The sequence below is a fragment of the Actinomadura sp. NPDC047616 genome (assembly GCF_040642915.1).
Classification (GTDB): Bacteria; Actinomycetota; Actinomycetes; order Streptosporangiales; family Streptosporangiaceae; genus Spirillospora; species Spirillospora miaoliensis.
Genome location: NZ_JBEYTB010000002.1, coordinates 479,373 through 501,119 on the forward strand (window position 1 = coordinate 479,373; position 21,747 = coordinate 501,119).

At 74.4% G+C, this 21,747-nt stretch carries 19 protein-coding genes; 1 reads left to right on the forward strand and 18 read right to left on the reverse strand.

Annotated features, from left to right (window positions below):
• Positions 1 to 70: 70 nt before the first annotated feature.
• From ABZ801_RS06445 to ABZ801_RS06455, 3 genes are all read right to left on the reverse strand, one after another.
• On the reverse strand, positions 71 to 1,153 hold the full coding sequence (locus tag ABZ801_RS06445; RefSeq protein ID WP_360693644.1) for an aminopeptidase P family protein: 1,083 nt from the start codon (positions 1,151 to 1,153) through the stop codon (positions 71 to 73).
• Between the two features lie 132 nt (positions 1,154 to 1,285).
• A complete protein-coding gene (locus ABZ801_RS06450) occupies positions 1,286 to 2,335 on the reverse strand; it encodes an LLM class F420-dependent oxidoreductase (RefSeq protein WP_360693647.1) in 1,050 nt (349 codons plus the stop codon).
• A 78-nt stretch (positions 2,336 to 2,413) separates the two neighbouring features.
• A complete protein-coding gene (locus ABZ801_RS06455) occupies positions 2,414 to 3,082 on the reverse strand; it encodes an enoyl-CoA hydratase-related protein (RefSeq protein WP_360693650.1) in 669 nt (222 codons plus the stop codon).
• A 114-nt stretch (positions 3,083 to 3,196) separates the two neighbouring features.
• On the opposite strand from ABZ801_RS06455, the gene ABZ801_RS06460 reads away from it, so the two are divergent.
• Positions 3,197 to 3,772 (forward strand): TetR/AcrR family transcriptional regulator, encoded by a 576-nt coding sequence (locus ABZ801_RS06460; RefSeq protein WP_344955522.1) that lies wholly within the window; start codon positions 3,197 to 3,199, stop codon positions 3,770 to 3,772.
• Positions 3,773 to 3,803: 31 nt separating this feature from the next.
• Here ABZ801_RS06460 and aroQ read toward each other — a convergent pair whose 3' ends face one another.
• The 15 genes from aroQ to ABZ801_RS06535 all read right to left on the reverse strand — a co-directional run bounded on the left by aroQ (position 3,804) and on the right by ABZ801_RS06535 (position 21,725).
• Positions 3,804 to 4,259: a type II 3-dehydroquinate dehydratase gene (aroQ, locus tag ABZ801_RS06465; RefSeq protein WP_344955520.1), complete on the reverse strand. Its 456-nt coding sequence runs from the start codon at positions 4,257 to 4,259 to the stop codon at positions 3,804 to 3,806.
• Entirely contained in the window at positions 4,256 to 5,326 is a 1,071-nt protein-coding gene (gene aroB / locus ABZ801_RS06470; RefSeq protein ID WP_344955518.1) for a 3-dehydroquinate synthase, read from the reverse strand. Before aroB ends, aroQ begins: the two co-directional genes overlap by 4 nt.
• On the reverse strand, positions 5,323 to 5,826 hold the full coding sequence (locus ABZ801_RS06475; RefSeq protein WP_360693655.1) for a shikimate kinase: 504 nt from the start codon (positions 5,824 to 5,826) through the stop codon (positions 5,323 to 5,325). Before ABZ801_RS06475 ends, aroB begins: the two co-directional genes overlap by 4 nt.
• A 12-nt stretch (positions 5,827 to 5,838) precedes the next feature.
• Positions 5,839 to 7,020 carry a chorismate synthase gene (aroC, locus tag ABZ801_RS06480; RefSeq protein WP_360693658.1) on the reverse strand — a complete coding sequence of 394 codons (1,182 nt, stop codon included), beginning with the start codon at positions 7,018 to 7,020 and terminating at the stop codon, positions 5,839 to 5,841.
• 63 nt (positions 7,021 to 7,083) lie between these two features.
• Positions 7,084 to 10,089 (reverse strand): glycine--tRNA ligase, encoded by a 3,006-nt coding sequence (locus ABZ801_RS06485; protein WP_360693661.1) that lies wholly within the window; start codon positions 10,087 to 10,089, stop codon positions 7,084 to 7,086.
• 68 nt (positions 10,090 to 10,157) lie between these two features.
• Positions 10,158 to 10,943: a phytanoyl-CoA dioxygenase gene (locus ABZ801_RS06490; protein WP_360693663.1), complete on the reverse strand. Its 786-nt coding sequence runs from the start codon at positions 10,941 to 10,943 to the stop codon at positions 10,158 to 10,160.
• Positions 10,944 to 11,008: 65 nt separating this feature from the next.
• A complete protein-coding gene (locus tag ABZ801_RS06495; protein WP_344955507.1) occupies positions 11,009 to 11,704 on the reverse strand; it encodes an SseB family protein in 696 nt (231 codons plus the stop codon).
• A 65-nt stretch (positions 11,705 to 11,769) separates the two neighbouring features.
• A complete protein-coding gene (locus ABZ801_RS06500) occupies positions 11,770 to 12,876 on the reverse strand; it encodes a ring-opening amidohydrolase (protein WP_360693666.1) in 1,107 nt (368 codons plus the stop codon).
• A gap of 41 nt (positions 12,877 to 12,917) precedes the next feature.
• Positions 12,918 to 13,955 (reverse strand): carbamate kinase, encoded by a 1,038-nt coding sequence (locus ABZ801_RS06505; RefSeq protein WP_360693669.1) that lies wholly within the window; start codon positions 13,953 to 13,955, stop codon positions 12,918 to 12,920.
• A gap of 120 nt (positions 13,956 to 14,075) precedes the next feature.
• The gene (locus tag ABZ801_RS06510) at positions 14,076 to 15,191 is read right to left on the reverse strand and encodes a CU044_5270 family protein (RefSeq protein WP_360693672.1); all 1,116 of its coding nucleotides are present in this window, start codon (positions 15,189 to 15,191) and stop codon (positions 14,076 to 14,078) included.
• Positions 15,188 to 15,739, reverse strand: a complete 552-nt coding sequence (locus ABZ801_RS06515; protein WP_344955500.1) for a sigma-70 family RNA polymerase sigma factor — start codon at positions 15,737 to 15,739, stop codon at positions 15,188 to 15,190. Before ABZ801_RS06515 ends, ABZ801_RS06510 begins: the two co-directional genes overlap by 4 nt.
• A gap of 85 nt (positions 15,740 to 15,824) precedes the next feature.
• The gene (locus tag ABZ801_RS06520) at positions 15,825 to 16,997 is read right to left on the reverse strand and encodes a pyridoxal phosphate-dependent aminotransferase (protein WP_344955498.1); all 1,173 of its coding nucleotides are present in this window, start codon (positions 16,995 to 16,997) and stop codon (positions 15,825 to 15,827) included.
• A 58-nt stretch (positions 16,998 to 17,055) separates the two neighbouring features.
• Positions 17,056 to 19,638: a M14 family zinc carboxypeptidase gene (locus ABZ801_RS06525; RefSeq protein ID WP_360693676.1), complete on the reverse strand. Its 2,583-nt coding sequence runs from the start codon at positions 19,636 to 19,638 to the stop codon at positions 17,056 to 17,058.
• Between the two features lie 156 nt (positions 19,639 to 19,794).
• Complete coding sequence (locus tag ABZ801_RS06530; RefSeq protein WP_360693679.1) at positions 19,795 to 20,841, reverse strand: lysylphosphatidylglycerol synthase domain-containing protein; 1,047 nt, start codon at positions 20,839 to 20,841, stop codon at positions 19,795 to 19,797.
• 305 nt (positions 20,842 to 21,146) lie between these two features.
• Entirely contained in the window at positions 21,147 to 21,725 is a 579-nt protein-coding gene (locus tag ABZ801_RS06535; protein ID WP_360693683.1) for a glucose-6-phosphate isomerase family protein, read from the reverse strand.
• Positions 21,726 to 21,747 lie beyond the last annotated feature (22 nt).

Genomic DNA, 21,747 nt, shown 5'->3' on the forward strand with positions numbered 1-21,747 from the left:
GTCTCAAAGGGTGGGGGGAGATCCCCCGCACCCCCCGGTTGTCAAGGTCGGACTCGCACGCCCCGTGGGTTCACAGGTCGAGCAGGTCCTTGGTGGTCGTGGTGAGAAGCTCCGGACCGCCCGTGCGGGCCACCAGGGTGTCCTCGATGCGGACCCCGCCGCGCCCGGCGAGATAGACCCCCGGCTCGGCGGTGATCGGAACCCGGTCCACCAGCTTACCGGTCCTGTCGTAGCCCATGAGCGGAGCCTCGTGGATCTCCAGGCCGACGCCGTGTCCGAGGCCGTGGGTGAAGTCGTCGCCGTGCCCGGCGGCCTTGATGATGTCGCGGGCGGCGGCGTCCACGGCCATGGTCTCGGCGCCGGGGCGGGCGGCGTCCACCGCGGCCTGCTGGGCGCGGCGCACCAGGTCGTACAGGTCGCGCTGCCAGCCGGCGACGGCGCCGATCGCGACGGTGCGGGTCATGTCGGCGTGGTAGCCGCCGTACAGGGCGCCGAAGTCCATGGTGACCAGGTCGCCGCGGGCCAGCGGCCGGTCGCCGGGCTGGTGGTGCGGGATCGCGCCGTTGGGCCCGGAGGCCACGATCGAGTCGAACGCGGGCCGTTCGGCGCCCAGGTCGACCATGCGCCGCTCCAGCGCGATGGCGATCTCCCGTTCGGTCACGCCGGGGCGGAGCAGGGGCAGGACGGCGTCGAACGCCCGGTCGGTGATCGCGCACGCCTCGGCCAGCAGCGCCAGTTCGGCGTCGTCCTTGACCGTGCGCAGCTCCTCGACGGGGCGTCCCGCGGGCCGCAGCTCCAGCCCCTCGGCGGCCCTGCCGGTGAGCTCGGTGTGCCGCTCGACGGTGACCGCGTGGGGCTCGAAGCCGAGCCGCCGCGCCCCGGCCCCGCCCGCCCGCTCCAGCAGCGTCTCGGCGGTGTGCCGGTCGATGACGGCCTCCAGCTCGGGGCACACGCGGGCGGCGGTGCCGGCGTAGCGTCCGTCGGTGGCCAGCAGCGGGGGCCCGTCGGCGGGCACGAGCAGCGCGGCGTTCGAGCTGTCCAGACCGGTCAGGTACCGCACGTTGACGAGCCGGGTGACCAACAGGGCGTCCAGGTCGTGGGCGGCCGTCCACGCGGCCAGCCGCTCGCGCCGTGCGCGGCGGATTTCCTCCATGGCCAGGACTGTAGTCCACCGCCGACAAAGCCCGACAGGGCGGACATTCCGCCTGACCTGGTGGACCGGTCCCGGCGCCGCGGGGCGCGTCGTCCGGGCACCGCCGGTCCGGCGCCGCCGTTCCGGTGGCGGCTAGTCCAGGTCGGCGGCCATCTCCTTGATCTTCTCGACGAGCGCGAGGCGGCCCTTGTGGTCGCCCGCGATCGGGGTGACGTTCAGCGTGGTGACGCCGGACTCCTTCATCGCCGCGAGCCGCTCGCGCACGTGGCCCTCGGACCCGATCAGCGACATCTTCTGCAGCAGCTCGTAGGGGACCTTGGCCGCGGCCTCGTCCTTCTTGCCGTCCAGGTAGAGGTCCTGGATCTCCTCGGCCTCCTTCTCCCAGCCGTAGCGGCGGCACAGGTCGTTGTAGAAGTTCTTGCCCTTGGCGCCCATGCCGCCGATGTAGAGGGCGGCCATGGGACGGCCGAACTCCAGGTAGCCGTCCACGTCGTCGCCGATGGCCAGCGGCGCCTGCCCGACCACGTCCAGATCGCCGAGCGCCGGGTCGCGCCGGGCCCGGCCCGCCGCCAGCGCCGGCCCCCACACCTCGGCGGCCTTCTCGGGGACGTAGAAGATCGGCTCCCAGCCGTTGGCGATCTCGGCGGTGAGCTCGACGTTCTTGGGTCCGATCGCGGCGACCAGCACCGGGATGTCGGCCCGCACCGGACGGTTGATGATCTTCAGTGGCTTGCCGAGGCCCGTGCCCTGCCCCTCCGGCAGCGGCATGGCGTAGTGCCTGCCGCTGTGTTCGAGCCGCTCGCGCCGCCACACCTTGCGGCAGATCTCGATGACCTCGCGGGTGCGGCCGAGCGGGGCGGTGTACGGCACGCCGTGGAAGCCCTCGATCACCTGCGGGCCGGACGCGCCGATGCCCAGGGTGAAGCGCCCCTCCGACACGTAGTCCAGGCCCGCGGCGGTCATCGCCAGCAGCGTGGGCGTGCGCGAGTAGATCGGCAGGATCCCGGAGGCGATCTGCAGCCGTTCGGTCCTGGCGGCGATGTAGCCGAGCTGGCTCACCGCGTCGAAGCTGTAGGCCTCGGCGACGAACACGATGTCGAGCCCGGCCTTCTCGAAGTCGGCCAGCTCCTCCACGGTCTCCTTGAAGCCGCCCGCGTAGTTGAGCGCCATCCCGATGCGCATCGGCATCCCCTCCACGAACCGAACTGGATTCTGTCGACGGTAACGCACGCGGCCGGGCCGTCCGCGGCCGAGCCGCCCCTAGCCCAGGGCGGGGCCGCGCAGAGCCTCGATGACCTGGGCGTACATCCCGGTGCGGATGCCGCGCACCACCGTGCCGTTCTTGCCCGCCAGCGAGGCGGCCAGCTCGACGGCGGCGGGCAGCACGTCCGCCTCGGCGGCGGTGCGGTGCACGATCCCGGCCCGCTCGGCCTGCTCGGCGGTGTAGCGGCGGCCGGTGAGCATCGCCTCGTGGGCGGTGCCCGGGGACAGCCGCGCCTGGATCACCGCGCGCATGCCCGGCGAGAACGTCATGCCCAGGTCGACCTCGGGCAGGCAGAAGTAGCCGCGGTCGGTGCGCATGACGGTGAGGTCGTGGCACAGCGTCAGCATCGCGCCCGCGGCGAACGCGTGCCCGTTGACGGCCGCAACCGTCGGCATCGGCAGCTCCAGCAGCCGCGCGTACATCTCGTGGACGCGGCCCAGGTACTCCTCCAGCCGGTCGGGATTGGCGCCGAGCCAGTCGAGGTCGAGGCCGTTGGAGTAGAACTTGCCGGTGCCGACGGTCACCAGCGCGGCACCGGGGCCGTCGTGCTTCTCCAGGGACGCCAGGACCTGGTCCATGCCGTCCAGGAACCGCGGGCCGAACCGGTTCTCCCCCGCGTCGAACCGCAGGACGTGGACCTGCCCGTCACGACTCAGATCGATCACCGGGTTCTCCTTCACCGTACCTAGGTATGACGTCCGGCATACACCACCAACCGTCCCTATGACATGCGTCATGGTCAACCCGCGAAGCTTATGATGAATGTCATAATCGGTGCCATGGGCAGGGACAGCCGGGAACGCATGGTGCGCAGCGCGGCCTACCTCTTCCGCGAGCGCGGCTACAGCGGCACGGGGTTCCGCGAGGTCATCAGGCACAGCGGCGCGCCGCGCGGGTCGATCTACCACCACTTCCCCGGCGGCAAGGCGCAGCTGGCCGAGGAGGCGGTCCGCTACGCCGGGGAGTTCCTCAACTCGGGCATCCAGGCGGCCGTCGAAGGCGGCGACCCGGCCTCGGCCGTGGACGCGTTCGTCGCGTGGTGGCGGCGCGTCCTGGTCAAGAGCGACTTCCGGGCGGGCTGCCCCGTCGTGGCGGTCACCGTGGAGTCGCACGAGGACGCCCCGCAGCTGGCCGCGGCCGCCGCCGCCGTGTTCGACCGCTGGCAGGACACCCTGGCCACGGGCCTGGCCAATGCCGGCGTGCCCGACGAGCGCGCCGGCCGCCTGGCCCGCCTCATCGTGGCCGCCGTGGAGGGCGCCACGATCATGTGCCGCGCCCAGCGCGACCTGAGCCCCCTCGACGACGTGATCGCCGAACTGAAGGAGCTCGCCCACACCGCCTCCGCCACCGCCTGAGCGGCGCGGACGGCGGCGCGCGTGACGCGCGTCAGGACTTCGCCGCGTCCTGGGCGATCAGCTCGGCCACGGCCTGCAGCGCCAGCACGTACGACAGCATCCCGAACCCGGCGATCGTGCCCGTCGCCACGCCCGCCACCACCGAGGTGTGCCGGAACTCCTCGCGGGCCGCGGGATTGGAGATGTGCACCTCGACGAGCGGCGCGGTGCGCTGCGCCAGCGCGTCGCGCAGCCCGTAGGAGTAGTGCGTGAACGCCGCCGGGTTGATCACCACCGGCAGCCGTTCGTCGGCCGCCTCGTGCACCCAGCGGATCATCTCCGCCTCGTCGTCGGTCTGCCGCACCTCGACGTGCAGGTCCAGGCGCCGCCCCGTCTCCCGGCACAGCGCCACCAGGTCGTCGAACGTGGACGCCCCGTACACGTCCGGCTCCCGCGTCCCCAGCCGCCGCAGGTTCGGCCCGTTCAGCACCAGCACCCGGCTGCTCATCGGCTGACCTCCCGGTAGGCGGCGGTGAGGAGGTCCTCGGCGGGGGCCTCCAGGCGGCCGGGCTCGGCCAGGCCGTCCAGGACGACGAAGCGCAGCGTGGCGCCGCGGGCCTTCTTGTCGATCGACATGGCGGCGCGCAACCGCGGCCAGGCGTCGGCGCGGTAGGCGGTGGGCAGGCCGACCGAGGCCAGCACCGAGCGGTGCCGCGCCACCAGGTCGGCGGGCAGGCGGCCCGCCAGGCGGGCCAGCTCGGCGGCGTACACCATGCCGATCGCCACGGCGTGCCCGTGCCGGAAGCGGTACTCCTCGACCTTCTCGATGGCGTGGCCGAGGGTGTGGCCGTAGTTGAGGATCTCCCGCAGGCCGCTCTCCTTCAGGTCGGCCGACACCACGGCCGCCTTGACGCGGACGGAGCGTTCGACCAGCTCGCGGGTGTGCGGGCCGTCCGGGGAGGCGGCGCCCTCGGGGTCGTCCTCCACCAGGTCCAGGATCTTGGGATCGGCGATGAACCCCGCCTTGATCACCTCGGCCAGGCCGCTGACGTAGTCCTGGCGCGGCACGGTGACGAGGGTGGCCAGGTCGCACAGCACGCCCGCCGGGGGGTGGAAGGCGCCGACCAGGTTCTTGCCCTCGGGGATGTTGATGCCTGTCTTGCCGCCGACCGCGGCGTCCACCATGCCCAGCAGCGTGGTGGGCAGCAGCACGACGCGCACCCCGCGCAGCCACGACGCGGCGGCGAACCCGGCCAGGTCGGTGGTGGCGCCGCCGCCCACGCCGACGACGGCGTCCGAGCGGGTCATGCCGAGCTGGGCGAACCGCGACCACAGCCCGGCCAGCACGCCGACCTCCTTGGCCGCCTCGCCGTCCGGGACGGGCAGGGCGTGCACGATCAGGCCCGCCTGCTCCAGCGCCCCGCAGACGGGACGGGCGATCTCCGGCAGCCCCTCGGCGTGCACGACCGCGACGGTGCGCACCCCCTCGCCGAGCAGGGCGGGCAGCTCGCCGAGCACGCCGGTGCCGATGACGACGTCGTAGTCCTGCCCGACGGGCACCCGCACCGCGGTCACGGGATCTCCTTGACGATCTGTTCGACGATCTCCTCGGGGGCGCGGCCCTCGGTGTCGACGTGCAGGGTGCCGAGCCGCTCGTAGATGGGCAGCCGCTCGTTCAGCAGCCTGCGCAGCTGGCTGCGCGGGTTGAGCACCAGCAGGGGACGCGCGGTGGCCAGGCCGACCCGCTTGACCGCCTCCGACAGGCCGACCTTCAGGTACACCACGGTGTGCCCGGCCAGCAGCTCCTGCGTCTCGGCGGCCAGGACCGCGCCGCCGCCCAGCGCGACGACGCCGTCGTGCTCGGCGAGGGCGGCCCGCACGGCGGCGCGTTCCAGCTCGCGGAACCGCTCCTCGCCGTCGTCGATGAAGATCTCGCTGATCGGGCGGCCCGCGGCGGCCTCGACGTCGGAGTCGGTGTCGCGCAGCGTGACGCCGAGGCGCTCGGCCAGGGCCGCGCCGACGGTGGACTTGCCCGATCCGGGCGGGCCGATGAGCACGGCCTTGGGCTGGGTCATCGTCGGCGCTCCCTACTTGACGGCCAGGGACGACAGGTAGCCCTGCGCGTTGCGGGCGGTCTCCTCGGCCGAGTCGCCGCCGAACTTCTCCAGCGCCGCGTCGGCGAGCACCAGCGCGACCATGGCCTCGGCGACCACCCCGGCGGCGGGCACGGCGGTGACGTCGCTGCGCTGGTTGATGGCCTTGGCGGGCTCGCCGGTGCGCACGTCGATGGTGTCCAGGCGGCGCGGCACGGTGGAGATCGGCTTCATCGCGGCGCGCACCCGCAGCACCTCGCCGGTGGTCATGCCGCCCTCGACGCCCCCGGCGCGGTTGGTGCGGCGGCGCACGCCCTCGGGCGTGCCCTCGATCTCGTCGTGGGCGCGGGAGCCGGGGCGGCGCGCGGTGGTGAAGCCGTCGCCGAGCTCCACGCCCTTGATCGCCTGGATGCCCATGAGGGCGCCGGCCAGCCGCGAGTCCAGGCGGCGGTCCCAGTGCACGTGGCTGCCCAGGCCGGGCGGCAGGCCGTAGGCGAGCACCTCGACGACGCCGCCGAGGGTGTCGCCCGCCTTCTTCAGCGCGTCGATGTGCGCGACCATCGCGGCGGAGGCGCCGGCGTCGAAGCAGCGCACCGGGTCGTCGTCCACGCGCGCCAGGTCGCCGGGCGCGGGCAGCGGCGCGTCGTCGGGCACGCCGATCTCGCCGAGCGCGATGACGTGGCTGAGGATCTCCACGCCGAGCGCCTGGCGCAGGAACGCCTTGGCGACGGCGCCGAGGGCGACGCGGGCGGCGGTCTCGCGTGCGCTGGCGCGTTCGAGCACCGGACGCGCGTCGTCGAAGCCGTACTTCTGGATGCCGACCAGGTCGGCGTGCCCGGGCCGCGGCTGCGTCAGCGGCGCGTTGCGGGCCTGCGCGGCGAGCACGTCGGGGTCGACGGGGTCGGCGGACATCACCGTCTCCCACTTGGGCCACTCGGTGTTGGCCACCTCGACCGCGACGGGGCCGCCCAGCGTCACGCCGTGGCGGACGCCGCCGACGACCGTGACCTTGTCCTGCTCGAACTTCATACGGGCGCCCCGCCCGTGGCCGAGCCGGCGGCGGCGCAGCTCCTCGGCGATGCCGGCCGAGGTCACGCGCACGCCCGCCGGAAGGCCCTCCACGATCGCGGTGAGGGCCGGGCCATGGGACTCCCCCGCGGTCAACCAGCGCAGCATGCTGACGATCCTATTAACTCGCCGCTCCCCGCCGTGCCCCCGTCCACTGTCTGAGACCGGAGCTCAGGTGATCTCGCGCCAGTCCAGGACGGGGGCCACCAGGTCGCGGACGGCGGCCAGCAAGCCCAGGCGGTTGGCGCGGACGGCGGGGTCCTTCGCCATCACCATGACGTCGTCGAAGTAGGCGTCGACGGGCGCGGCCAGCGGCAGCGCCGCGTCGGTGAACTCCGGCAGGGTGGGCGTACGGCCCGCCAGGCCGGCGCGCACGCGGGTGAACGCCTCCTCCAGCCGGTGCTCGGCGGGCTCGGTGAACAGCTCGGGGTCGTACCCGGCCGCCGTGTCCTCCGGGATGATCCGCAGGACTCGCTGCAACGCCGTGACGAGCCGGTCGAAGCGTTCGGTGCGCAGCAGCCCGGCCAGGTCGGCGGCGGCGCGTTCGGCGTACGCGGGCGATCCGGCGTGCGGCAGGACGGCCCGGACGACGCGCACCGGGTGGCCGTCGTCGAGCAGCGCCTGTTCCAGCCGCCGCGCGACGAACCGTTCGGTCTCGGCCAGGGCCTCGGCGGTCACCTCGACCGGCTGGTGCCGCGCGGCGATCTCCAGCCCGTCCCGCACGGTGACCGGCGCCAGCCGCGGCACGGCGCGCAGGATCGCGGTGAGGCCGAGCGCGGCGCGGCGCAGCCCGAACGGGTCGGAGCTGCCGGTGGGCGCGGACCCGACGGCGAACAGGCCGGCGAGCAGGTCGAGCCGGTCGGCGGCGGCCAGCAGCGCGCCCGCCACGCTCGACGGCGGCTCGTCGCCCGCCGACCGGGGCAGCTCCATCTCGTACAGGGCGCGGGCGACGGCCTCGTCCTCGCCCGCGCGCCGCGCGTACTCGCGGGCCATGGTCCCGGCCAGCGACGACAGCTCGATCACCATGGACGAGGCGAGGTCGAACTTGGCCAGCTCCCCGGCCCGGCGCAGCGCGGCGGCCTCACTCGCGGTGAGGTCGCCGCCGAGCAGGCCGGCGAGGTCGGCGGCGATCGCGCGGATGCGGGCGGCGCGGTCGGCCATCGACCCGAGGCGGTCGGCGAAGGTGAGCCGGTCCAGGCCGCGGCCGATCTCCTCGGGCGTGGCGCGCAGGTCGTGCCGGAAGAAGAACGCCGCGTCCTCGAACCGGGCGCGCAGCACCGCCTCGTTGCCGGCGCGGACCGCGGCGTGGTCGCAGGCGCCGTTGGCGACCGCGACGAAGTGCGGGGCGAGCGACCCGTCGCGGCGCCGCACCGGCAGGTAGCGCTGGTGCTTGCGCATGACGGTGGTGAGGATCTCCTGCGGCAGCTCCAGGTAGGCCGGGTCGAACGAGCCGAGGATCGCCACCGGCTCCTCGACCAGGTGGACGATCTCCTCGATCAGGGGCTGCTCGCCCGCCGCGTCGACGGCGCCGCCGGCCTCGCGGGCGGCCAGGGCCTGCGCCTCCTCGACGATCCGCTCGCGGCGGCGGGCCGGGTCGGGCTCGATCCCGTGGGCGCGCAGCGTCTCCGGCAGCGCGGCGGCGGACGGCACGGGCACCAGCGGCTCGCCGGCGGTGCGGTGCACGCGGGTGACGCGGCCCGCCGTCAGGCCCGCCGCCGTCACCGGCAGCTCGTGCTCGTCCAGCAGCGCGACCAGCCAGCGGATCGGGCGGGCGTAGGCCAGGCCGGGAGCGTTCCACCGCATGTTCTTGTCGGCGCGCAGCCCGCGCACCACGCGGGCGACGAGCTCGGCGAGCACCTCGGCGGCCGGGCGTCCGGGGACCGTGCGGGTCAGCCCCGCGTACCGGCCGCCGCCGACCGTGACCGTCCCGACCTGCTCCGGGTCGACGCCCTGGGAGCGGGCGAAGCCGAGCAGCGCCCGGGTCGGGCCGCCGGCCTCGTCGTAGGCGGCGGCCAGGCGCGGCCCCTTGACCACCTGCTCGGTGTCGGGTTCGCGCGGCTCCAGCCGCCGGATCACGACGACGAGGCGGCGCGGGGTGCCGTACTCGTCGACCTGAGTGTCGTCGGCGTACAGGCCCGCCTCCCGCAGGCCCTGGACGAGGGTGTCGGCGACGTACCGGACGGCGCGCGGCACCTCGCGCGGCGGCAGCTCCTCCATGCCGATCTCCAGCGCGAACGTGCCCGGCGCGGTGATCTGCGGCAACGCGGCGGGCTCGGCGGCTGCGGCCGGGCGGGTGGCGGCGTCGCCGAGCGGATGCCCCAGCTCGGCGCGGCGCTCGGTCCACAGCTCGGCGGCCTCGCGGGCCAGGTCGCGCATGCGGGCGAAGGCGCGGGCCCGTTCGGTGGTGCCGATCGCGCCGCGCGCGTCGAGCACGTTGAAGGCGTGCGAGCACTTCAGGACGTGCAGGTGGGCGGGCACCGGCAGCCGCGCGTCCAGCATCCGCCGGGCCTCGGCCGCGTACGCCTCGAACAGCTCCCGGCCGGTGGCGATGTCGGCGTTGTCCAGGTAGTACCGGCTCATCTCGTACTCGGCCTGCCCGAACGCCTCGCCGTAGGACACCCCGGGGGCGTAGGCGATGTCCTTGAAGTGGGTGACCTCCTGGAGCGCCATCATGATCCGCTCCATGCCGTAGGTGATCTCCACCGACACCGGGTCCAGGGTCAGCCCGCCGGACTGCTGGAAGTAGGTGAACTGGGTGATCTCCAGCCCGTCCAGCCACACCTCCCAGCCGAGGCCCCAGGCGCCGAGGGCCGGGGACGCCCAGTCGTCCTCGACGAACCGCACGTCGTGGGCGCGCAGGTCGACGCCGAGGGCGGCCAGGCTGCCCAGGTACAGATCCTGGGCGTCGCCGGGCTCCGGCTTGAGGATCACCTGGAACTGGGTGTGGGTCTGCAGCCGGTTGGGGTTGTCGCCGTAGCGGGCGTCGTCGGGGCGCACGCTCGGCTCGACGTACGCGACCCGCCACGGCTCGGGGCCGAGCACCCGCAGCGCGGTGGCCGGGTTGAGGGTGCCCGCGCCGACCTCGGTGTTCATCGGCTGGACGATCAGGCAGCCGCGCCCGGCCCAGTAGTCGGTGAGCCGGAGCAGCGCCTCCTGCATCGTCGGCACGGTGGCCACGGCTTTCTCCTCGGTGACGGTTCGACGGCGGGGTGCCTGGAACGCCGAGCGTACGTCGCGGACGACGCTCAGCGCCCGAGACCTCGCCGGATCGCCGTCTCCACCGGGGAGTAGGCCCCGTCGGGCCGTTCCAGCCGCAGCGGTTCCCTCGGGTACAGCGGCGGCTGCGCCATGAAGCGCGGCTCGGTGCCGTGGTGCGGCTGCGCGGAGTGCACGACGAACGGATGGCACAGGTAGACGTCCCCGGCGCGCCCCGTGGCCAGGGCGACCGGCCGGTGCTCGGTCGCCGGTACGGCCTTCTGCGCCGCCTCCATGAACGACAGGCCCTCCTCCCCGGCGGGCTCCAGGATCGGCGCCACGTCCAGATGCGAGCCGACGCGGATCTTGGTGGGCGCGTCCAGTTCGCCGACGTCGGAGAACAGGAACAGCATCAGCAGCGCCCGCCCCTTGGACGACACGTTCAGCCGCGCGCCCATGAAGTCGTCCGGGTCGTCCCCCGGGAAGCTGGCCTCGACGTGCCAGCCCGCGTCGCCGGGGTCGTCCTCGCTGGGGAACCGCACCGGGACGGTGCCGAGACCGGGCCGCGGCACCCACCGGCCGCGGCCGACGAGGGCGTCGAACGCGGCGTGCAGCTTCGGCGTGTTGGCGGCCACGCGGAACGGTTCCTGCTCGTAGTGCCACAGCCGCACCACGGGCTTGGTCCAGGTGGACGGGTCGTCGGGGTCGCAGCCGGTGTCCGGCCACATGATCGCGCGGCAGGCGTCGGCGACCTCGCGGGGGAACGCCTCCGGCACGCGCACGAAGCCGTTGTCGATGAAGGCGGTCACCTTCGCGTCGTCGAAGATCTCCGGCATGCGCCCCAGCATGTCCAACGCGCCCGGGCCCCCGCGAACCATTTACCGGGTGCCGGGCGGTGCGTTCAGCGGCGGACGACGGTGAGCTCGACGCCGCCGACGATGCGGCCGCGCAGCATCTCGGCGAGGCGGTCGGAGACGCGGCGCACGGCGTCGCGCTCGTCGTGCCCGGGCCGCACGGCGAAGCTGATGGCCAGCTCGGCCTCGCCGCCGCGGCCGACGCGCACGCCGCTGACCGCCTCCTCGGGGCCGAACGCGGCCTCCACGGCGGCCAGCACGTCCGGGTCCTCGTGCGGCGGCGGGACGGGACGGCCCTCGGCCAGCAGGTGCAGCCGGATGCCGTCCACGGCGAACGGCACCGGACCCGCCACGTCCAGCACCAGCGCCTGCGCGCCCTCGTCCAGTGCGGCCTGGCACGCCTGCCGGGCGTGCACCGCGACCGGGCGGGCGTCGGGCCGCCACGCCTTGAGGGTGTCGGCGCTGGTGAAGCCGAGCACGCCGCGGCGGCCGTCCGCGCCGACCAGCGTGGGCAGCGCCATGTCGCTGGACTTCTCGCGGCGCAGCTCGCCGGGGGCGACGTCCTCCTCCTCGGTGAGCACGGCGACGACCGGGATCAGCAGCCGCGCGCCGGCCAGCTCCCGCAGCACCGCGTGCTCGCCGAGACGGCCCTCGGCGTATCCGGCCAGCGCCTCGCGCAGCCGCGGGTCGGCGGAGCCGTCGTCGCCGGGGAACTGGGGTTCGGGAATGGTCAGGTCGCGCACGGCCACGAGGCTATAGCCTCCGGCGACCACCCAGTGCGGTTATCGGCTCACCGGTCGTGATCACCTCAGCCCAGGTCGGCGATGGCCGCCACGGTGCCGCCGCCGGACGGGCCCTGGTGCACGGCGGCGACGGACACGAACACCGCCGGGTCGCCGGTGACCGACGCGGCCACCCCGCCCACGCACGCCTTGATCTGCCGGTGCCAGTGCACGTCGGAGTCGTCCAGCATGATGTTGCGGCGCCCGCGCACCCGCCCGGACGGGTCGGCCTCGCACTTGATGAACACGTTGACCAGGCGGCCGTCCAGGTCGCCGGGATGGGGCCGGTCGGGCAGGTCCAGCCCGGACGAGCGGACCGCGGCCCAGATCCCGTCGGCGTCCAGCGCGTCCCGCATGACCGCGTGCCCGGCCCGGTACCGGCCGCCGATGCCGCGCACGTTGCCGACCACGACGATCTGGGCGCGGTCCAGCTCCACGCCGGACGAGCACGACGCCACCGACGAGTACAGCGTCAGGTCGCGGTGGATCTGCTCGGGCCGGGGCGGCTCGATCTCGCCGAGCGCGACCGCGATGCCGAGGGCCGTGGTCGAGTTGGAGATGTCCATCGACTTCAGCGTGTCCTCGGTGACCACGTCCCGGCCGCGCGAGCGCGCGTCGTTGATGGTGTCGAGGGTGAGCAGCGGCGTCTTGGTCTGGACGTAGTGGACGTCGGCCGGGTCGTCGATGCCGGCGGTCTTCATGGCATCGCGCACCCCGGCGGCGACCTTGTCGACCATGGCGGGACGGCCGATGTCCTCGGGCAGGATGACCTCGCTCATCGCCACCCCGACCGACAGGCGCGGCTCGTCGGTGGCGGGCACGGTCGCCGGGTCGACGGTGGCGAACACGGTGGCGTGCGGGCTGAGCACCCCGTCGGTGCCGCCGGACCACACCAGCGGGACGTTCCGCACCTCCTCCTCGGTGCGGGTGCCGCGGGCGACCAGCACCTCGCGGAACGCCCGGTCGGCCAGCAGGCGGGTGTAGTCGTTGACGCCGCCGTTGCCCTCGGTCTTGCCCACCACGGCCAGCACCCGGTCGGCCTCCAGCACGCCGTCGTCGATCAGCCGGGCCAGCCCGGAGGCGTCGGTCACGCTCTCGATGGGGATCTTGCGGACTTCGATCGGGTCGGGCACGTCGCCGCTCCTCGCTCTCCAGTCGTGTTCTCGCCGCCTGCTCAGTGGGCGGAGGGCCCGCCGCCGGCTCCGGTGCGCTCGCCGGGTTCCACGACGGTTCCGGCCTTGCCGCGGACCGCGTCGGTGATCCGGTCGAGCGAGGTGATCGCGGCGCGGCGGCCGCCCCCCTCGACGAACCGGCACGCCGCCGCCACCTTCGGCCCCATGCTGCCCCCGGCGAAGTGCCCGGCGGCGGCGAGGGTGCGCAGCTCGCGCGCGGCGGTGCGGTGCAGCGGACGTTCACGGGGGGTGCCGTACCCCACCAGGACGTGCTCCACGTCGGTGGCGATCACCAGGGTGGTGGCGCCCAGCCGCCGGGCCAGCAGCGCCGCCGCCAGGTCCTTGTCGACGACCGCCTCCACGCCGCGCAGGGCGCCGTCGGCGTTCCCCTCCGCCCGCGCGCCCTCGCCGCCGGCGGCGCGGACGACGGGCACGCCCCCGCCGCCGGCGGCGACGACGATGTGGCCGGCGTCCAGCAGCAGGGCGGCGGCCCCGGCGTCGAGGATCTCCAGCGGCTCGGGCGAGGGCACCACGCGCCGCCAGCCGCGCGGCCCGTAGGAGCGCCACGCCTGCCCGAGCGCCATGAACCGTTCGGCCTCGGCCCGCGGGAAGTAGCGGCCCACCGGCTTGACCGGGTCGGCGAACGCGCGGTCGGCGGCGTCCACCAGCGTGCGGGTGACGATCGCGGTGACCGGACGGGCGGCGCCGCGGGCGGCCAGGGCCCGCTCCAGCGCGTTCATGATCAGCACGCCGACGGTGGCCTGGGTCTGGGCGCCGCACCAGTCCAGCGGCACCGGCGGCACCACGTCGGCGGCCAGCTGGTTCTTGATCAGCAGGTTGCCGACCTGCGGGCCGTTGCCGTGGGTCAGCGCGACCCGGGCGCCCGCCGCCACCAGGTCGGCCACGTGCTCCATGGCCGCCTCGACCGCCGCGCGCTGGGCGTGCGGGGCGGCGCTGCCGTCGGGCGCGGTCATGGCGTTGCCGCCCAGCGCGATCAGGACCCGCTCGCCGTCGAACGGTCCCGCTGCGTGCCTGCTCACGGCCCGACCGTAGCCCCGAAACGACGGCTCCGCCTGGGCGAAATTCGCCCAGGCGGAGCCGTATGTTCGGCAGATGTGGCCGGTTCGGCGCGCGTTCGGGCGCCGGGGCCGGGCGTCCGGCTAGGGACGCGCGTCGAGCCGGTCGACCCAGCCCATGTCCAGGTACGTCACCGACGAGCCGCGGGCCCCGGGCGTGTCGCCGGTGCGGTTCTCGGCGGCCAGCAGACGCCCCGTCCCCGGGTCGACGATCAGGCGGAGGCTGTAGCCCTCGCCGCTCATCGACACGGCGACGCCCGCCCGGCCGAGCGGGTCGGTGGTCCTGCCCTCGGTGCGGATGCCGGGCTGCTCGGCCAGCACCCGGTAGAAGGCGGCCTTGGTGCCCGGTGTGATCGGCCCCGCCAGCAGGCTCTCCGCCGTGCTCCACACGAAGTACTCGAAGGGGCCCGCGATGTCCTCGCCCGACCGCCGCACGTCCCGCTTGTACCTGCGCTTCAGGTCGGCGGTGAGCGCGTCGGCGTCCGTGGGCAGCTTCAGCAGGGCGTCGACCGTCACCGGCTCGTTGGCGACGATCTCCCCGAACTTCTGGTGGTCGTCGAGCACCCTCGGCTTGGAGCCGTGCGGGCCGGTCAGGCGCGGCGCGCCCGTGCTGCGCCACTTCGCCTCGTCCTGCGGGGTCGGGAAGTCGACCTTGTCGTCGATGCCGGTGATCGAGCGCGAGCGGTCGCGGCCGGTGCGCGACAGCCAGCGCTCCTCGGTCGTGGTGCGGCGGTAGGTGTACGGCAGTTTGGCCTTCCGCTGGTCGCCGCTGGGGGTCAACCTGATGTTGCTCAGCGTCTGCATGCGCCACTTGGTGTACCAGTAGCGGCCGGGCGTCTCCTTGGTCCGTTCGACGGTCTGGGCGCTGGCCAGCAGGACGCCGCGGGCGTCCGTGGGCCCGGACGGGCGCTGCGTCGTCACCGAGCGCGGCGCGTCGTCCCGCGCGGCCGAGACGACGACCATGCCCGCGACGGTGGCGCAGGCCGTCGCGACGCTCGCGACCAGCAGGGTCGGCCGCCGCAACGGGCGCGGCCGGGCCGCCCGCGCGGGTTCGCCCGACCGCGTGATCTCGTCGATGTCGGCGTCGCGGCGCCGGGCGTAGGCGTCCTCGGCGAGCGCGTCGAGGGCGGCGGGCCGCAACGCGGAGAACGTCCGGTCGATGTCTGCCGGGGTGCGCTTCATGTCGGCTCCGATGGTCATCGGGTCGCCTCCTCGGCGACTCTGCGGTTCACGGGGCGGGACGGCGCGGCCGGTGGGCCGTTCTCCAGGGCGCGCGCGAGGCGTTTGCGGGCCCGGTGCAGGCGGACGAACAGCGCCGCCGACGAGCAGCCGACGACCCTGGCGGCCTGCCGGGGCTCCAGGCCGTGCCAGGTGACCAGGGCGAGGACCTCCAGGTCCCGCTCGGGCAGCCCGGCGACGGCGGCCAGCGCGCTCTCGCGTTCGACGACGTGCTCGGCGACGTCCCAGGCGGCCTGGTCGGCGGGGGTGGCGAGCGCGGCGACCCGCTCGGCCAGGGCGCGTCTTCGCCGTCCGCCGTCGCGTTGTTTCCGCAGCATGTTGCGGGCGACGCCGAGCAGCCACGGCAGCGCGGGGTCGCGCACCTCGCCGAGCCGCCGCCAGGCGATCAGGAACGTCTCGCTGGCGACGTCCTCGGCGGTGTGCGGTTCGGCGTGGGTGAGCGCGTACGCCAGGACCCGCCGGTAGTTCTCGTCGTACAGCCTCGTGAACCGCGCCGCGGGATCATCCACGAAGGCCCTCCCTCGGGCTCGGGGGATCGTTGTCGTCACGTAGTCCCGGGAGGGCCGCCGGATTTACAGCCGGCGTTCGGGTTTCTCAGCCGAGGCGGCGCAGGCGTTCGACGGCCTCGTCGATGACCTCGTCCTTCTTGCAGAAGGCGAACCGGACGAAATGCGATCCGGCCGCGGCGTCGTCGTAGAACACCTGGGTGGGGATGGCGACGACGCCGGCCTTCTCCGGCAGGGCCAGGGCCAGTTCCATGCCGTCGGTGAAGCCGAGCGGGCGGATGTCGGCCTGCACGAAGTAGGTGCCCTGCGGGCGGACGGTCGCGAAGCCCGCCGCCTCCAGGCCGGTGACGAGCCGGTCGCGCTTGGCCTGGAGCGAGTCGCGCAGCCGGGCCACCCAGTCGAGCTCGTTGCTCAGGGCGTAGGCGGCGGCGCGCTGCCAGGGGCCGCCGACCGCGTACGTCATGAACTGCTTGACCGTCTGCACGGCCCGCACGTACGGGGCGGGCGCGGTGACCCAGCCGGTCTTCCAGCCGGTGACCGAGAACGTCTTGCCCGCCGACGACACCGCGACGGTGCGTTCGCGCATGCCGTCCAGGGTCGCCAGGGGGATGTGCTCGGCGCCGTCGAACGTCAGGTACTCGTAGACCTCGTCGGTGACCGCGATCAGGTCGTGCTCGCGGCACAGCGCGGCGATCGTCTCCAGCTCCGCGCGGGTGAACACGGTGCCCGCCGGGTTGTGCGGGGAGTTCACCAGGATGATGCGGGTGCGGGGGCCGACGGCGGCGCGCAGCTCGTCCGGGTCGAAGGTGAAGCGGCCGCCGTCCGGGCGCAGCGTCACGGGCCGCCGCACCGCCCCGGCCAGCGCGATGGTGGCGGCGTAGGAGTCGTAGTACGGCTCGAAGACGATCACCTCGTCGCCGGGGTTCGCCAGCGCCAGCATGGCGGCGGCGATGCCCTCGGTGGCGCCGACGGTGACGTAGACCTCGGTGTCGGGGTCGTAGTCCAGGCCGTAGCGTTCGCGCCGCTGCGCGGCCACGGCCCGGCGCAGCTCGGGCAGTCCGGGGCCGGGCGGGTACTGGTTGCCGCCGGAGCGGATCGCCTCGACGGCCGTCTCCAGCATCCGCGGCGGGCCGTCGGTGTCCGGGAAGCCCTGGCCGAGGTTGATCGACCCGGTCCGCACCGCGAGCGCGGACATCTCCGCGAAGATCGTCGTCCCGAATCCCTGCATGCGAGGTACGAGCGGCTCAGTCACGTGCACCATCATCCCGGGTCCCGGACACGGGCGTGCCCCCGGCCGGGGCCGGGGGCACGCGGACGGCTCAGCGGGTGCCCTGCCGCCGGCCGGCGGTCACGGCGCTCCAGTGCAGCGAGCGGGCGACCTGGGCGAACATGCCCTTGGGGTGGTTGCGGAACAGCGGCTCGGTGCCGAACAGCGCCACCGCGGCGCCGCGCTCGTCGACGCCCCGGATCACGGTGGCCTGCCCGGCGGCGGCGTTCTGCCCGCCGGTGCCGTCGGCGTTGGGCCGCCAGTGGCCCGAGATCAGGGGGCCCTGGGCGGCGTAGCGCTGCTCCACGGTGACCTCGGGGCCGAGGCCGGTGAACCAGCGCGGCGAGTAGACGAACGAGGCGCCGGGCGCGCGCGAGGTGAGCGCGCCGCCGCTGTTGGACACGGCGACGACGCCGTTGGCGTCGGAACGTCCCGCCACGGAGGTCGCGGTGAGCAGCCCGGCGGCGCTGTTGAACGACGCGCCGGTGGAGCCGCGCCCGACGACGCCGCCCTTGGCGAGGAAGGCGTTCAGGGCGGTCCGGGCCTGCTCGTTGAGCTGGGCGTAGCTCAGGCCGCTGGACACGTACAGCACGTCCACGCCGCTCCAGTCGAAGCCGGCGTTGAGCGTCGCGGTGGACACCGCCGTGACGTCGAAGCCCATCTCCTGCAGGGAGAACGCGTCGTCACTGCTGGCGGCCGCCGCGACCCTCAGCTTGCGCAGCGGCGCGGCGCCCTTGGCGGCGGCCCGCTCGAACCGGACGCCGTAGCGGTCGGCCATGGTGCGGGCGGCGGCCCGCGCGGACGCGGGGATGACGGCGGTGCCGTCGTCGGCCCAGGCGGCCTTGACGCCCTCGTCCAGCAGCGCGTTGAGGGCGGTGACGTCCTTGGCGTCGTCCAGCCGCAGGGCCAGGTCGCCGGTGGGCGCGACGTAGCCGGTCGGCGCGGCGGCCTTCACCTCGCGGGCGGGCACGCCGCGCAGGTCGCCGGAGGTCACCGGGGTGACGGTGGCGCCCCACAGGTAGGCGTGGCTCCAGCCGGAGATGTCGTACATGGCGTCGACCTTGTCGGTGATGTCGCCGCCCGCCTCCAGCATGACGTTGGCCAGCCCGCGCTTGGGCTGGTGCATGTCCACGACGTACGAGCCGGCCGGATAGGCGGTGCCGCCGAGCCTGAAGCCGCGGGTGGCGCGCGTGACCCGGACGTCGTTGGCGATCAGGTGGTCGACCAGGCGCGCCGCCGCCGTGGCCGAGCGCTGCCCGGTGCCGGCCGGGATGACGTACGCGCGCGGGAACCGGGTGGTGTAGACGTCCTCGGGCCCGAACCCGGGCACCCAGCCGGCCGGCGCGGGCCGCTGCCGCTCACCGGCGGCGCTCCGGCGGAACACCTCGATCTGGTCGGCGATCAGGGAGGTCCGGCGCTGCCCGACGAACGAGACCGTCGAGCTGATCGCGGCCTCGGCCACCGCGGTGTTGATCTTCGAGCGGCGGCGCAGCTCGTCCACCGGCAGGTTGGTGTAGTCGGCGTTGTTGACCCGCAGCGGGATCTCCACGGTGCTGGAGGCCACGGCGCCGTGGAACGGCGCGTACTGCGGGGTGAAGATCGGCGGCCAGTCGTCCCAGCCCTCGTCCCAGTCGCGGAACGGGATCTGCGGCGGCTGCACGCCGTCCCTGTCGGGCGTGTACCCGAGCGCCTTGATCGCGGCCTCCATGTTCAGGCCGTTGGCGTAGGTGTTGCGGATGAACAGGTCGTACTCGTAGTTCTGCCCGTGCGGCGGCGTCGTCGGCTCGATCAGCGTGCCGTTGACGTACCCGTGCAGGTCGATCATCATCAGCGGCTGCGTGTCGATCATGACCTGCCGCATCGCCCGGGTCTCCGGCTGGGAGGCGGTGATGAAGTCGCGGTTCAGGTCGAACCCGGCGGCGTTCGCCCGGACGCCGCCGGCCCGCCCGTCGGGGTTGGCGGTGACGTTGAAGTACAGCCGGGTGGAGCCGAGCAGCTTCGTGGTGGCGGCGTCCTTGGCGGTGGCGAGCCGCTCGATGACGCGCAGGGCGGCGTCGGTGCCCTCCCACTCGTTGCCGTGGATGTTGTTGTTGACGAACAGCGGCGCCTTGTAGGAGCGCTTGATCTGCGGGTCGCGCGCCGCCTTCGCCGGGTGGTTCTCGATCTCCTCGCGCATGCGCTCCTGCCGGGCCGCCTCGCCGCGGCTCTCGGGAGCGGTCACGGTGACCAGGTACAGGTCGCGGCCCTGGTGGCTCCTGCCGATGACCTCGACGCTGACGCGGTCGCTGGCCTTCTGCAGGGCGTTCAGCTTGGGCGCGATGCCGTGGTAGGGCATCAGCCCCAGCTTGATGGACTTGTCGTCGGGGTTCACGGGGGGCTCGGGCAGCTTCGTCTGCCGCGGATACCCTTCCGTCCGCGCGTGGCCGTAGTGCGCGCCGGCACCGCGCGCCTTCAGCTGGGCGGCCAGCTCGCGTCCGGGCGAGGCGGCGGAGTTGCGCTCCGGGCCGTTGCCGAACTCGCGCACGGGCGGGGTCCGGTGCGGCCGGGGCTCGGGGTCCGCCGCCGCGGACGTCACGGGGACCAGCAGGGACACCAGCAGCGCCCCACCGGCGATCGGATGTGAAAGCCTCTTCATTCATGCCCTCCGTCAGGCGTGTCCTCAGCTGTCTAACGGCGTGAGATCGCGCCACAAGAGGGACCATGTGACAATTCAGCCCCAACTTCGTACGGACGCCCCTTTGGTCGTGCGGTCGCGTCCGGCCGCACGCCGATTCGGGGACCACGCGCCGTCCTAGGCCGCCCGTGCGGGCACCGGCACGTCACGGTGAGGCGTGGCCGGCAGCGCGACGAGGGTCGCGCCCTTGCGCCCGCGCACGGTCCCGGCGGTCAGCAGCCCGATCGGGACGGGCGCCCAGTGCGACACGGCCCGGAAGATCAGCACGGCCGTCAGCGCCGGGGCCGCCGGGACGCCCGCGGCGGCCAGCAGGGCGACCAGCGCCGCCTCGGTCGAGCCCAGGCCGCCCGGCCCCGGGACCAGGCCGCCCGCCGCCGCGCCGGCCATGTAGACGACGATCAGCGTGCCGAACTGGCCCGGCGTCACGGCGGCGCCGGGGACGGCCAGCACGCTCAGCGCGAACGCCACGGCCATGACGAACGTCGTCGCCGCCGACGCCGCCAGCATGATCGCCAGGTCGCCGGGGCGCCGCGCCAGCCGCGCGCACGCCTCGGCCGGCCCGCGCAGCCGATCCCGCAGGAGCCACACCGCGACACCGCCCACGGGCACCGCCACGGCGAGCACGGCCAGCAGGGGCCCGCCGAGCCCGTCGAGTCGCTCCCCCAGCCGTGCCGCCAGGGCGCCGTCACCGGTCGTCAGCGCGATCGGCAGCACCGCCGCGAACAGCAGCAGGTCGGCGACCCCGCCGCCGACCTGCAGGACGCCCGCCACCGCCACCGCCCGCCCCGCCGGGACGCCGCGTCCGGTCAGGTACCGGGCGTTGACCGCCACGGTGCCGAGCCCGCCCCCGGTCAGCCGGTTCGCCGTCGCCCCGGTGAACTGCGCCATGGTCGCGTGCAGCAGCGGCAGCCGCACCCCCGCCGCGCGGCGCAGCGCCACGGCCGAGAACCAGAAGTGCACGACGACCAGAACGGCCAGCACGGGCACCAGGCCCCAGTGCGCGTCCCCGATCCCCCGCAGCGCCCCCGACACCGTCGCGGCCGCCTCACCACTGGACGCCGTCACCCAGGCGCCCGCCGCGAGCACCGCCACGGCCAGCCCCCAGCCGATCGCCCGCCGGTGCTCTCTGGCACGGCGCAGGACATGGTGGGCGCGGACGTTCATCGATTCCTCCGGACGGGGCGGCAGCACTGTGTTCCAGCCAACCCGTCCGGCCGCCGAAGATCAGTGGTGCGACCACGCCAGTCGATGGTGGGGCCAGCCCCAGTCCCCCGGCCCCGCGGCCGCCAGGTGCGGGCGCTCCGGCGCGCCTCGGCCCATCCGGTCCGCCGCCGGACCGGATGGGCGCCCCGGCACGGCGTGACGACGCCCCGGCCGGCGGTCGCGGCTCGGCACCGCCGTGTCCGCCCCTGAGCGCACCGGACGGTCACCGGTACCGGGCGTCGGTCGTGCCGGGGCGTCGTCGTCGCTCAGCGGCTGTTGTAGGGGACCAGCTCGTAGCCGGAGGGAGCGCGCAGCACCCGCGCGCCCATGCCGTGGTCGAGCACCCACTGGTAGTCGTGCCCGGCGCAACCGGGGTAGACGGCGAGGAAGCTGTACGGCTCATCACCGACGTTGACGCTGCGGTGGGCCCAGTGCGGCGGGATGTAGCCGATGACACCGGGTTCCATGTCGATCCACTCGGTCCGCTGCCCGTCGAAGAGCAGCAGCCCTCCGACGCCGGTGAGACCGAGGTAGATCTCGCCCTGCGGGTTCGGGTGCTGGTGCCCCTTCGTCATGTAGAACTCCCCGCCGCAGGCACCCGGCCGGATCGTGGTGATCGACTGCGGCAGTTCCCGGTCGATCTCCGGCACCGGCGAGGAGGAGACCGTGTAGACGACCGGGTCGTCCTCCTCCACGGCCCGCTTCCATTCGCCCTGATCGGCGAACAGCCCTTCGAGGCTGGACATCCGGCGGGTGAGGACAGGCCCGGCCGGCTCGACGCTCGCGGTCGCGGGGTCGAACGAGATCCGCAGCGGGCTGACCGGGACGGTGGCGAACTCTGGCACGTGAACCTCCAGGCATGAGACG

Excerpts from the sequence above, each read along its gene's own strand:
- ABZ801_RS06525 (WP_360693676.1), bottom strand. The coding sequence starts at position 19,638 with ATGAAGAGGCTTTCACATCCGATCGCCGGTGGGGCGCTGCTGGTGTCC.
- ABZ801_RS06460 (WP_344955522.1), top strand. The coding sequence starts at position 3,197 with ATGGGCAGGGACAGCCGGGAACGCATGGTGCGCAGCGCGGCCTACCTC.
- ABZ801_RS06530 (WP_360693679.1), bottom strand. The coding sequence starts at position 20,841 with ATGAACGTCCGCGCCCACCATGTCCTGCGCCGTGCCAGAGAGCACCGG.
- ABZ801_RS06520 (WP_344955498.1), bottom strand. The coding sequence starts at position 16,997 with ATGGTGCACGTGACTGAGCCGCTCGTACCTCGCATGCAGGGATTCGGG.
- ABZ801_RS06510 (WP_360693672.1), bottom strand. The coding sequence starts at position 15,191 with ATGACCATCGGAGCCGACATGAAGCGCACCCCGGCAGACATCGACCGG.
- ABZ801_RS06450 (WP_360693647.1), bottom strand. The coding sequence starts at position 2,335 with ATGCGCATCGGGATGGCGCTCAACTACGCGGGCGGCTTCAAGGAGACC.
- ABZ801_RS06475 (WP_360693655.1), bottom strand. The coding sequence starts at position 5,826 with ATGACCCAGCCCAAGGCCGTGCTCATCGGCCCGCCCGGATCGGGCAAG.
- ABZ801_RS06490 (WP_360693663.1), bottom strand. The coding sequence starts at position 10,943 with ATGCCGGAGATCTTCGACGACGCGAAGGTGACCGCCTTCATCGACAAC.
- ABZ801_RS06445 (WP_360693644.1), bottom strand. The coding sequence starts at position 1,153 with ATGGAGGAAATCCGCCGCGCACGGCGCGAGCGGCTGGCCGCGTGGACG.
- aroQ (WP_344955520.1), bottom strand. The coding sequence starts at position 4,259 with ATGAGCAGCCGGGTGCTGGTGCTGAACGGGCCGAACCTGCGGCGGCTG.
- aroC (WP_360693658.1), bottom strand. The coding sequence starts at position 7,020 with ATGCTGCGCTGGTTGACCGCGGGGGAGTCCCATGGCCCGGCCCTCACC.